Origin of the sequence: Rhizorhabdus phycosphaerae (assembly GCF_011044255.1) — a bacterium.
Taxonomy (GTDB): domain Bacteria; phylum Pseudomonadota; class Alphaproteobacteria; order Sphingomonadales; family Sphingomonadaceae; genus Rhizorhabdus; species Rhizorhabdus phycosphaerae.
The window spans coordinates 772,836-785,165 of sequence record NZ_CP049107.1; the positions used below are offsets into that span (position 1 = coordinate 772,836).

Genomic DNA, 12,330 nt, shown 5'->3' on the forward strand with positions numbered 1-12,330 from the left:
TGCGTGCCGCCGGGCTGACGCGGCACCAGAACAGAAGATCGCACAAGCCGACATTCCAGCCTGCGAAAATCCGCTCGTGGCGCGCTACTGGGTAGCCTTCCTTCTCCATACGACCAATCGTCGCATTCCCGCTCAGCGCGGCAGTTCGGCGATCGCGTCGAGTACCGCCTTGCGCTTCGGGGTCTCCGACAGCGGCTGGCCACTATGCTCGGCCATGCCGAAATGCATCGTCGTGCCGATCGGGCTGGTCGAGTGGTAGAGCATCAGCAGGTCGCCGAACTCCCGGTCCCAGCCGGTGAGGAAGCGGCGATAGGAGGCTCCCATGCGCGGGTCGCGGTTGAGCCGCTCCATCAGCGTCTTGTCCGGGCCGTTATAGGTCGCGTGCTGCCCGCCCTCATAGCCGATGTATCGCAGCCCCCGCGCGTCGGCCATCTGCTTGAACTGGCGCGCGGTCTTGAACGTCTCGGGGATCGAGGCATCGATGGCGGCGAAGATGGGGCCGAGATCGCTGGTCGGCGTCTTGGGGTCGGCGAGTACGGTCTGTGCGAAATAGAGCGCGCTCGACAGCGCATCGATATGCTTCGCCATGTCCTTGTAGTTGAGGGCATATTCGACAAGGCCCGGCCAGGCATTCTGCCCCGACAGAATCCGCACGATGCCTTTGGGACGGTCGGCATAGACCTGTTCCCAGATGGTGAAGACCTCGATCGATCGCTGCGCGTAGCGCCGCATCCGCGCCTCGTTCTCGTCGGCCGACAGACGCAGCTTCATGCCCTCGTCTCGTGCCTGCCGTGCCGCCGGGAAATCGAGATTCCAGATTTCGTTGCCGACCTCGATATAGGCGGTGCGCTTAGGATCGAGATGCTCATGCACATAGCGTGCGAAGCTGGCGACGTAGAGCGCGTCCGCCTTCCACGGCAGCGTGAACCAGGGATCGACGCCCGCCTCATTGGCGAGCGCGACCATATGCTCGACCGCGACACCCTGCCGCGACTGCTGGATGAAGGCGTCGGCCGGCGTGCGGCGCGACCAGTCGCCCGCTTCGTTCAGATTGGCCAGCGACCAGTCCATGAAGCGCACCGCCTTGTAGGCCGAGAGTTCCTTGACGAAGGCCGGATCGAACAGGGCACGCGGATCGGCATCGGCCTCGCGGCAGTCGATCGCGCGGACCGGATCGGCGGGGTTGGTTTCCTCGATCTTGAAATAGGCGGTGCGGACGTCGGGCCGCCAGATGAAGTCGATCCGCCCGGGGCTCGCGCGCAGGTTGAAGGTCGCGACGCCGGCGACCTTTCCCTGTCCCTTATAGGTGCAGCGAACGGCCAGATCGGCATCGTAGCTGCGCGGCGGGCGCGTCAGCGCCAGCGCGGCCTGTTCGCCGGGACGCAGCGACAGCACCGTGCCGCGCGCGTCGAGGCGGTTGGCGGGCATCTCTGACCAGCCGCCCATGATCGAACTCCAGCCACCGCCGGCCGCGAGGTTCATGAAGGAACGCTCGGCGGTCCAATAAGCCACCGTCGAGAGATTGAGGCCGATCGCGGTCTTCTGCTTGGGCAGAGGCGCTGCCGCCGTCGCCGGCGCCGCAATGACATTGTCGCCAAAGGAAGCGCCCGGCGCCGCCCCCTTATCGTAGCGTGTGACCGCGACCAGAGCGGCACAGGCTGCACCAGCGAAGCCGAGCACCGCGAGACGCCTCATGAACAACCGCACATTCGCCCCCGCTTCTTCGCTCCGGTTGCAGCTATAGGATCGGGCTCGCCTGGACGAAAGCCCCTGCCCCAAAGCGCGTGGCGATGCATCGGCTGTCGACATCCGCCCTTGGCGCCTTCCCGCCGCTGTTCTACACATGTCCCATGCTGACCACGCTGGCGATCCGGGATGTCGTGCTGATCGAGGCGCTCGATCTGGAGTTCGGCCCCGGTCTGGGCACGCTGACCGGCGAGACCGGCGCGGGCAAGTCGATCCTGCTCGATTCGCTGGGACTTGCGCTCGGGGCGCGTGCCGACAGCGGCCTCGTCCGAACCGGCGCGGCACAAGCGATCGTATCGGCCGGCTTCGACCTGCCGGCCGACCATCCCGCCTTCGCCCTCCTCGCGGAAAATGGCTATGAGGCGGAGCCGGGCGAGGCGCTGGTCATCCGCCGGGTGGTCAAGGCCGATGGCGGCAGCCGCGCCTTCGTCAACGATCAGCCCGCATCGGCGGCCACGCTCCGCGAACTCGGCGCGATGCTCGTCGAGATTCACGGCCAGCATGACGATCGCGGCCTGATCAATCCGCGCGGACACCGCCTGCTGCTCGACAGCTTCGGGCGGCTCGACGTGGGACGCATCGCCGGTCTTCATGCTGCGTGGCGCCAGGCCGAGGATGCGCTGGACGCCGCGCGGACCGACCTGGACAATGCCGCGCGCGATCGTGAATGGCTCGACCATGCGGTCGCGGAGCTGAGCCGTTTCGGCGCCGAGCCCGGCGAGGAAGCCATCCTCGCAGCCGAGCGTGCCGACATGCAGAAGGGCGCCCGCCTTGCCGACGATCTTACGGCGGTCAGCGCGCACCTCGAAGGCTCTGACGGCGGGCTGGCGGCGCTGCGTCAGGCGGCGCGCAGGCTGGACCGCATCGCGCCCGAACATCCGCTGCTCGCCGAGGCGCTCGAGGCGCTCGATCGCGCCGTGATCGAGGCGGGCGAGGCAGAGGACAAGCTCGCCGCCGCCGCCGAGGCGATGCGCTTCGACCCCGCAAGGCTGGAGACGGTGGAGACCCGCCTGTTCGAGCTGCGCGCGCTGGCTCGCAAGCATCGGGTGGAGCCCGAGGGCCTATCTGCGCTCCGCGACGAACTGGCGGCCCGGCTCGACCGGATCGAAGCCGGAGACGCTGGCCTCGCCGCGCTGGAGACGGCGGCCCGCAATGCACGGGCGGCCTATGTCGAGGCTGCAGAGCAGCTGAGCCAGGCCCGCCGCGAGGCCGCCGCGCGGCTCGATGTCGCCGTGGCTGGCGAGCTTGCGCCACTGAAGCTCGACGCCGCGCGGTTCCGCACCGTCGTCGAGACGCTGCCCGAAAGCGGATGGACCGCTGCGGGCCGCGACCGTGTCGAGTTCGAGATCTCGACCAATCCGGGCGCTCCCTTCGCCCCGCTGATGAAGATCGCCAGCGGCGGCGAATTGTCGCGCTTCATCCTCGCGCTCAAGGTAGCGCTCGCCGAGCAGGGCTCCGCCACGACGATGATCTTCGACGAGATCGACCGCGGCGTCGGCGGTGCCGTTGCGAGCGCGATCGGCGAGCGGCTGCAGCGGCTGTCGCGCGGTGCACAATTGCTCGTCGTGACCCACAGCCCGCAGGTCGCCGCGCGCGGCGCGCATCATTGGCTGATCGCCAAGAGCCATGACGGCTTCGTCACGCGCACCGGCGTGCGGCCGCTCGACGAAGCCGAGCGTCAGGAAGAGATCGCCCGCATGTTGTCGGGTGCCGAAATCACCGCCGAGGCCCGGGCGCAGGCCATGCGCCTGCTCGAAGTGGCCTGACGCGCCGTTACTCGACCTTCAGAAGCTGGATATCGAAGATCAGCCAGCTGTTGGGCGGGATCGTTTCGTCGCCTTCCGAACCATAAGCGACGGCAGGCGGCAGGATCAGCGTGCGCTTGCCGCCGACCTTCATGCCGACGACGCCATCGTCCCAGCCCTTGATGACTTCGCCGGCGCCAAGGAAGAAGGTGAAGGGCTCGCTCCCGACCGAGCTGTCGAACTTGGTCGATCGCTTGCCCCCGCGATAGAGCCAGCCGGTATAATGGACCGTGACGGATCGCCCGGCGACGGCTTCCGGCCCTTTGCCGACGACGATGTCCTCGACCTGGGTGCCTCCGGCAAGGGTCCGCGCCTCGACCGAGACGCCCGCCGATGCACCGATGATTGCCAGTGCGATCAGATGTTTGGCGAAGCGCATTGCTATTTGTCCTCAACATAGGGCGCTCAGTTGAACGCCAAAGCTGCCTATCGATAGGCAGCCGCCGAACGCCTGCCAAGCCCATGTCCGAAGGGGCGATCCGAGACGCTTGGCCCGCCTCGTCCGCCCGCCTAGAAGAAGCGGATGACGACCGAATCCGAAGCCGCCGAACGGCTCGCCTTCCTCGCGGCCGAGATCGCCCGGCACAACGCGCTCTACCATGGCGAGGACGCGCCCGAGATAAGCGACGCCGCTTATGATGCGCTGATGCGGGAAAATGCCGCGCTCGAGGCGGCCTTCCCGCTGCTTGTCCGCGATGACTCCCCATCCAGGCTCGTCGGCGCCGCCCCCTCCTCGCACCTCGCCAAGGTGCCGCATGCCGTGGCGATGCTCAGCCTCGACAACGCCTTTGCCGATGAGGATGTCGAGGATTTCGTCGGTCGCGTCCGCCGCTATCTCAGTCTCGGTGCCGAAGAGGCGGTGGCGTTGACGGCAGAGCCTAAGATCGACGGCCTCTCCTGCTCGCTGCGCTATGACAAGGGCCGGCTCGTGCTGGCTGCGACGCGCGGCGACGGACAGACCGGCGAGGATGTCACCGCCAATGTCCGCACCATCGCCGACATCCCGCAGACGCTGAAGGGTGCCGTGCCGGACATCTTCGAGGTGCGGGGCGAGGTCTATATGGCGAAGGACGATTTCACCGCACTCAACGCCCGCCTGCTCTCCGATGCCGACGATCCGGACAAGGCCCGGCAATTCGCCAATCCACGCAATGCCGCTGCCGGGTCGCTGCGCCAGAAGGACCCGTCGATCACCGCCGCGCGACCGCTGCGCTTTCTGGCGCATGGCTGGGGCGAGGCCTCCGCGCTGCCCGCCGATACGCAGAAGGGCGTGATGGACGCGATCGCAAGCTGGGGCCTGCCCGTCTCGGACGACCTGATCCGTGTCGACGGCGCGGCGCAGGCGCTGTCGCATTATCGGGGCATCGAGGCGCGCCGCGCCGACCTGCCCTTCGACATTGACGGTGTCGTGTACAAGGTCGACCGGCTCGACTGGCAGAAACGGCTGGGCTTCGTCGCGCGCGCGCCGCGCTGGGCGATCGCCCACAAATTCCCGGCGGAACAGGCACAGACTCTGCTGCGCGCCATCGACATCCAGGTCGGCCGCACCGGCAAGCTCACGCCAGTCGCGCGTCTGGAACCGGTGACGGTCGGCGGCGTCGTCGTCACCAACGCCACGCTCCACAATGCCGACGAGATCGGCCGCCTGAACGTGTGGCCGGGCGACCGCGTGGTCCTGCAGCGGGCCGGCGACGTCATTCCGCAGATCGTGGAAAATCTGTCGCGGGACGAGACGCGCGGAAGCTGGCCCTTCCCGACGACCTGCCCCGAATGCGGATCGGCCGCCGAGCGCGAGCCCGGCGAGGTCGACTATCGCTGCACCGGCGGACTGATCTGCCCAGCCCAGCGGGTCGAGCGCCTGCGCCATTTCGTCTCCCGTCACGCGCTCGACATAGAGGGCCTCGGCCTGACGCATATCGAGAGCTTCTTCCGCGACAGCCTGGTCCAGACCCCGGCGGATATCTTTCGGCTAACCAAGGAGCAGCTGGCGACACGCGAGCGCTGGGCCGAGACATCCGCGTCGAACCTTATCGCCGCGATCGATGCCAAGCGTGCGCCACCGCTCGACCGTTTCCTGTTCGCACTGGGCATCCGCCATGTCGGCGAGGTCACCGCGCGCGATCTGGCCCGGCGCTATCGCAGCTGGGACGCGCTCAGGGCGATGATCGAGCGGGCCATCGCCGCGCGCGACGAAGCCGTGCAGGCGGTCGGCGAACCCGACGAGAAATTCGGCGCGCGCGTTGCCAAGGAGCTGGCCGCCATCGTCGAGACGCCGGGGGTCGGCCCCGAGGTCGCCCTTGCACTGGTCGACTTCTTCGCCGAGCCGCATAATCGCGAGGCTGTCGACGACCTGCTCAGCCAGCTGAAGCCCGCCGATGTCGTCCACGAGACGCGGCAATCCGCCGTCAGCGGCAAGACGGTGGTGTTCACCGGTACGCTCGAGACGATGTCGCGCGACGAGGCCAAGGCGCAGGCCGAAGCCCTCGGCGCGAAGGTGTCAGGATCGGTATCGGCCAAGACGCATCTGGTGGTGGCAGGCCCCGGCGCAGGCTCGAAGCTGAAGAAGGCGGCAGAGCTCGGCATCGAGGTGATCGACGAGGCCGGCTGGGCGAGGATCGTCGCCGACGCCGAGTAATGCGATCTGGAGGCGCGGGGGAATATCGCTTGCAGGCGAAATGCCCGGCTCTACAAGGCGGGCATGGCCCATTCGCCTCGTCGCCTGCCCTATCTTCTGCTCGGAGGCCTGATCGTCGCGATCATTGCCGCGGCCAGCGCGATCTATCTGACGCGCGCGCAGAGCCGCGCCGGCGGATGGGCGGCGCATTCGCTGCGGGTCGAAGTGCTGCTGACCGGGATGGCCGATCGGATGCGCGCGATCGAGTCCGAGCATCGCGGCTATCTGCTGGTGGGCGCGCCGGCCTTGCGCGAGCGCGTTGCGCAATTGTCGGCGCGGATCGAACCGGCGCTGGACCAGATCGAGCGCGAGGTGAGCGACAATCCCCGGCAGATCAGGAATGTCGCCACATTGCGGGCGGCCGTGCGGGCGAAGCTGAGCTTTGCGAAGGATGGCATCGGGGCATTCGACCGAGGCCGACGGATGGAAGCCGTCGCCGCTGTCGCCTCGGGCGAAGGCCATGTGCGCATTCAGCGAGTCATCGACATCATCAATCGCATGCTCGCAGAAGAAGAACGCCTTCTTGCCGAGCGGCGCGCTCAGACCGAACAACTCGTCATGAGCCTCGGCCTGGTGCTTGTCGCCACTGTCATCCTTGTCCTGATCGTCGCCGCAGCCCTGATCCGCGACAGCAACGCGCGCGAGCGCGAATTGCTGACGGAGCGTGACCGGGCGCTCGCCGCCGAACAGGCTATGCGCGTACAGGTGGAAGCCCGCGAGAAGGCCGAAGCGCAGATCCTGCATATGCAGAAGCTCGAATCGATCGGGCAGCTGACCGGCGGTATCGCTCATGATTTCAACAACATGCTCGCGATCGTTATCGGCAGCCTGGATCTCGCGAAGCGACGTATCGGTGGCGATACCGACAGGCTGATACGCTATATCGACAACGCGCATGAAGGAGCTCAGCGCGCTGCCAGTCTGACCGCGCGCCTCCTCGCCTTCTCGCGCCAGCAACCGCTCGCGCCGCTGACGATCGACACCAATCGTCTGGTCGCCGGCATGTCCGAAATGCTCAAGCGCACCATCGGCGAGCAGTATATGATCGAGACGGTGCTTGCAGGCGGCCTGTGGCGCTGCCTTGCCGATCCCAGTCAGCTCGAAAATGCGATCGTCAATCTCGTGGTCAACGCGCGCGACGCGATGGCCGACGGCGGCAAGGTGACGATCGAAACCGCCAATGCCTATCTGGACGACGAATATGCGCGCATCCATCCGGAGGTCCGGCCCGGCCAATATGTGATGGTCGGGGTGACCGATACCGGCAGCGGCATGTCGCCCGATGTGCTGAAGCGCGCTTTCGACCCCTTCTTCACGACCAAAGCGGTGGGCAAGGGCACCGGCCTGGGCCTCAGCCAGATATTCGGCTTCATGAAGCAGACTGGTGGCCATGCAGCGATCTATTCGGAGCCCGGCCAGGGAACGACGGTACGTCTCTATCTGCCGCGCAGCCAGGACCCGCTGCAGGATGCGAATGGCCGCTACATCCTCGACAGCGACGAGGCGCCCCGCGCGAAGCAAGGCGAGGCGATCCTCGTGGTCGAGGACGAACAGCGGGTGCGCCATTTCTCGGTCGATGCGCTGCGCGACCTTGGCTATTCGGTGATCTCCGCCGCCAGCGCGGCCGAGGCGATCCGGACGCTGGAGGAGCAGCCGGTGATCGACATGCTCTTCACCGACATCGTCATGCCCGAGATGAACGGGCGCGAACTGGCGGAAAAGGTTCTGAAGATGCGGCCCGGCATCAAAATCCTCTACACCACCGGCTATACGCGCAATGCCGTCGTCCATAACGGGATGCTCGACGCCGGCGTCGCCTTCCTGTCGAAGCCCTTCACCCTCATGCAACTGGCGCTGAAGGTGCGGCAGGTTCTCGACGGCGGCGGCTTCAACCGGCCCGTCTGACATCCATGAACCCGGTCTATGCTGCGCTGCCGACGACGATCTTCGAGACGATGTCGGCGCTTGCCCGCGAAACAGGCGCGATCAATCTCGGCCAGGGTTTTCCAGACGCGCCGGGCCCCGACGACGTCCGCCGCGTCGCCGCCGAGGCGCTGGTCGACGGCTATAACCAATATCCGCCGATGGCCGGCCTGCCCGATCTGCGCCAGGCCATTGCCGATCATTATCGCGACCATCAGGGCCTCGACCTCGACTGGCAGAGCGAGGTGATCGTCACTTCGGGCGCAACCGAGGCGATCGCGGCCGGCATATTGGCGCTGGTGGCGCCGGGCGACGAGGTCGTCCTGTTCCAGCCGCTCTACGACGCCTATGTGCCGATGGTGCGACGCGCGGGCGGCATTCCCCACATGGTCGATCTCGACCCGCGCGACTGGTCGCTCGATCCTGCAGCGCTCGATGCGGCGTTCAACGAGCGTACCCGGCTGGTGGTGATCAACAACCCGATCAATCCCAGCGGAACGATGCTGGGCGGCGATGTGCTGGCGATGATCGCCGAGCGCTGCATCCGCTTCGATGCCTATGCGCTGTGCGACGAGGTGTGGGAGCATGTCCGCTTCGGGCGCGACCATGTGCCGATGATCGCCCTGCCCGGCATGCGCGAACGCACGGTGAAGATAGGATCCGCCGGGAAGATCTTCGCGCTGACCGGATGGAAGGTCGGCTGGATGATCGCCGCCCCGACGCTCGCGCGGCAGATTGCCAAGGCGCATCAGTTCCTGACCTTCACCACGGCGCCCAATCTGCAAACGGCAGTTGCACATGGCCTGCGCAAGCCGCCGGAGTGGTTCGAGACGATGCGCGCGGATTTCGCGCGGTCGAGGGAGAGGCTGGTGCGCGGTCTCGAAAGCGCGGGCTATCGCGTGCTGCCGAGCGAGGCGACCTGGTTCGTGTCGGTCGATCTGCCGGCGTCGGGCATCGCGCTGGACGATGTCACCTTTGCCGAGCGCATGGCACGCGAGGGTGGCGTCGTCACCATCCCCGTCTCCGCTTTCTACGAAGAACGCCATGTGCGCCACATCGTCCGCCTCTGCTATTGCAAGGACGACGCCACGCTCGACGCCGCGATCGAGCGGCTGGGCGCGATGCGCCAGCGCCTCACCGCCACGAAATGAAAAGGGCGGCCAATTGGCCGCCCCTTCCTTACGCCTGTCCGACTTGCCTCAGCGGCTGCCGAACTTCTTGACCGCAGCGCGGTGCGCGCCCGGCGCGCCCTTGGGACGGCTGAAACGACGCTTGGCCGGCTGGGGCTGGCCCGCCCGCTCGCCACCTTCGCGACGACGGGGACCACGCTCGCCGCTGTTCGCGGGTGCGGCCGGTGCCGCGACCGGCTTCGGCAGCTTCGCCTTCTCGGCCAGGAAATTCTCCGGCAGCGGTTCGATCTCGAGCTTGATGCGGGTCAGCTTCTCGATCGCCTTCAGATAGGGCCGCTCGTCATCCGCCACGAAGGCGATGGCGACGCCCGCAGCACCCGCGCGCGCGGTGCGGCCGATGCGGTGGACATATTGCTCGGCCACATTCGGCAGCTCGAAGTTGAACACATGGCTGACGCCGCCGACGTCGATGCCGCGCGCGGCGATGTCGGTCGCGACCAGGATGCGGACTTCGCCGGTGCGGAACATGCCCAGCGCGCGCTCACGCTGCGGCTGGCTCTTGTTGCCGTGGATCGCCTCGGCGGGGATGCCGGCGGCGCGCAGGTTGCGCACGACACGATCCGCGCCATGCTTGGTGCGGGTGAAGACCAGCGCGCGATCGATCGGCTCGGCCTTGATCCGCATGGTCAGCAGCGCCTGCTTCTCCTGCGCGTTGCAGAAGGTCGCGAACTGGTCGACCCGCTCGGCGGTGGTCGCCGCCGGAGCGACCGAGACCTTGACCGGGTTGTTCAGGAAGCGGTCGCCCAGCTCGGCGATCGCCTTGGGCATGGTCGCCGAGAAGAACAGCGACTGACGCTTCTTCGGCAGAAGCTGATCGATCCGCTTGAGCGCATGGATGAAGCCCAGGTCGAGCATCTGATCGGCCTCGTCGAGGACGAAGATCTCGACGAACTTCAGGTTCAGCGCGCGCTGGTCGATCAGGTCGAGCAGACGGCCCGGCGTCGCGACGAGGATGTCGACACCGCGCTGCAGCTGGCGGATCTGGCGGTTGATCGGCACGCCGCCGAAGACGGTGGCGACGCTCAGCCGCAGATTCTTGCCGTACTGGACGAAGCTCTCGGCGATCTGGCTGGCCAGTTCGCGCGTCGGCGACAGGACGAGCATGCGGCAACCCTGCGGCGGCGTATGCTTCAGATTTTCGGTGAGCAGGTGGAGCGACGGCAGCGCGAAGGCGGCGGTCTTGCCGGTACCGGTCTGCGCGATGCCGCACAGGTCGCGGCCCTCGAGCAGCGGCGGAATCGCCTGGGCCTGGATCGGCGTGGGCACGTCATAGCCCTTGGCGGAAAGCGCGCGGTACAGCGGCTCGATGAGGCCCAGATCGGAAAATTTGGTCACAAATGCACTTTCAAATGGTGCGGGCGCACGGACGGAGTCCATGCGACAGCGGGTTCGCATGACGACCCGCGTGAATAGGGAAGCCTGAGCTGATATGCGTGCCTGAGGGCCGAGCCGGCCTGTCCTTGTAAGAGGGCAGGAGTTCACGCTGCTACGGTCCCGACACCGCAAAACGGCATCGACGCGGTGCAGCATATGCTCCATGATCGTGGCAAATGCAAGGCGAGGTGTTTTCGATGGCGCGTATCGGTCGGTTTTTCGGGCTTTCCCTGCTGATGGCGACCACCGCCCTCCCCGCCCAGGCGGCGCTCACTCCCGCAGAGAAGACCATGACCCGCACCGTCGAGGCAGAGAATGCCGCCACCGTCGCGCTGCTCGAACAGCTGGTCAACGTGAACTCGGGATCGCGCAACCTGCCCGGCGTGACGAAGGTCGGCGAGATGATGAAGGCGCAGCTGGCGCCGCTCGGCTTCGACGTGCGCTGGGTGCCGATGACCGCCGCCGGCCGCGCGGGGCACATCATCGCCACCCACAAGGGCAATGGACGCGGCAAGCGGCTGCTGCTGATCGGCCATCTCGACACGGTGTTCGAGCCCGACAGCCCGTTCCAGCGCTTCGCCCGCAAGGGCGGCGACAAGGCCGAGGGCCCCGGCGTCGGCGACGACAAGGGCGGCATGGTCGTGATGCTCGCGGCGCTGCGCGCGATGAAGGCGGCCGGCACGCTGGCCAAAGCCGGTATCGAGATCGTCCTGACCGGCGACGAGGAGGATGTCGGCGACCCGGTCGAGATCGCCCGCGCAGACCTGATCGCGGCCGGCAAGCGCGCCGACGTCGCGCTCGATTTCGAAGGGCTGGTGCGCGACAATGGCCGCGACATGGGCTCGATCGCGCGCCGCTCGTCGAACAGCTGGACGGTCAAAGCGACCGGCAACAGCGGCCATTCGAGCGGCATCTTCAGCGAAAAGGTGGGCTATGGCGCCATCTATGAACTGGTCCGCATCCTCGACGCCTTCCGCCGCGACCTGCCCGAAACCAACCTGACCTACAATGTCGGCCTGATCGCGGGCGGATCGACCCAGTCCACCGACGCCGAAGGCATCCGCATGACCGCGACCGGCAAGGGCAACATCATCGCCCCCATCGCCGAGGCGCGCGGCGACCTGCGCACCCTGTCGCAGGAGCAGACCGAGCGGGTGAAGGCGAAGATGGCGGCGATCGTCGCGCAGCACCTGCCCGGCACCTCGGCCGCGATCGAATTCGAGAAAGGCGGCTATCCGGCGATGGCGCCGACCGACGGCAACCGCGCGATCCTGACGGCGCTAAACGGCGTGAACAAGGACCTGGGCCTGCCCGACATGCCCCCGCTCGACCCGCTCAAGCGCGGCGCCGGCGACGTCAGCTTCGTCGCCAGTGACGTCGACAGCTTCGCCGGCATGGGCCCCTACTCCACCGGCGACCATGCACCCGGCGAGACGGTCGACCTGACCTCGATCCCGCTCCAGGCGAAACGCGCGGCAATCCTGATGTCGCGGCTCGCGGCGGAGCCGCGCGCGAAGCGTTGAGGCGCGGACGGGTAGAGGTTCGACTTGGGGGTCGGCTTTATTGCGAAGGTTCTTGCCAGCTGTACGACCGAATTGGGGTAGGAAGCGGTCATTAA

Annotated in this window: 8 protein-coding genes; 5 read left to right on the forward strand and 3 right to left on the reverse strand. The window is 67.1% G+C overall.

Annotation, left to right across the window (positions count from 1 at the left end; translation table 11 throughout):
- Positions 1 to 132 precede the first annotated feature (132 nt).
- Positions 133 to 1,695, reverse strand: coding sequence for a hypothetical protein (locus tag G6P88_RS03590; protein WP_165321871.1), 1,563 nt, complete (start codon positions 1,693 to 1,695; stop codon positions 133 to 135).
- Between the two features lie 155 nt (positions 1,696 to 1,850).
- Here G6P88_RS03590 and recN point away from each other — a divergent pair, with 155 nt between their 5' ends.
- Positions 1,851 to 3,512, forward strand: a complete 1,662-nt coding sequence (gene recN, locus G6P88_RS03595) for a DNA repair protein RecN (protein WP_165321872.1) — start codon at positions 1,851 to 1,853, stop codon at positions 3,510 to 3,512.
- Positions 3,513 to 3,519: 7 nt separating this feature from the next.
- Here recN and G6P88_RS03600 read toward each other — a convergent pair whose 3' ends face one another.
- Complete coding sequence (locus G6P88_RS03600) at positions 3,520 to 3,930, reverse strand: FKBP-type peptidyl-prolyl cis-trans isomerase (RefSeq protein ID WP_165321873.1); 411 nt, start codon at positions 3,928 to 3,930, stop codon at positions 3,520 to 3,522.
- Positions 3,931 to 4,074: 144 nt separating this feature from the next.
- Between G6P88_RS03600 and ligA the strand changes: the two genes are divergently transcribed.
- From ligA to G6P88_RS03615, 3 genes are all read left to right on the forward strand, one after another.
- Complete coding sequence (gene ligA, locus G6P88_RS03605) at positions 4,075 to 6,186, forward strand: NAD-dependent DNA ligase LigA (protein WP_165321874.1); 2,112 nt, start codon at positions 4,075 to 4,077, stop codon at positions 6,184 to 6,186.
- Between the two features lie 63 nt (positions 6,187 to 6,249).
- Complete coding sequence (locus tag G6P88_RS03610; RefSeq protein ID WP_165321875.1) at positions 6,250 to 8,130, forward strand: CHASE3 domain-containing protein; 1,881 nt, start codon at positions 6,250 to 6,252, stop codon at positions 8,128 to 8,130.
- A gap of 5 nt (positions 8,131 to 8,135) precedes the next feature.
- A complete protein-coding gene (locus G6P88_RS03615; protein WP_165321876.1) occupies positions 8,136 to 9,299 on the forward strand; it encodes an aminotransferase in 1,164 nt (387 codons plus the stop codon).
- Between the two features lie 48 nt (positions 9,300 to 9,347).
- Here G6P88_RS03615 and G6P88_RS03620 read toward each other — a convergent pair whose 3' ends face one another.
- Positions 9,348 to 10,715 (reverse strand): DEAD/DEAH box helicase, encoded by a 1,368-nt coding sequence (locus G6P88_RS03620; protein ID WP_165321877.1) that lies wholly within the window; start codon positions 10,713 to 10,715, stop codon positions 9,348 to 9,350.
- A 194-nt stretch (positions 10,716 to 10,909) separates the two neighbouring features.
- On the opposite strand from G6P88_RS03620, the gene G6P88_RS03625 reads away from it, so the two are divergent.
- Positions 10,910 to 12,235, forward strand: coding sequence for a M20/M25/M40 family metallo-hydrolase (locus G6P88_RS03625; protein WP_165321878.1), 1,326 nt, complete (start codon positions 10,910 to 10,912; stop codon positions 12,233 to 12,235).
- Positions 12,236 to 12,330 lie beyond the last annotated feature (95 nt).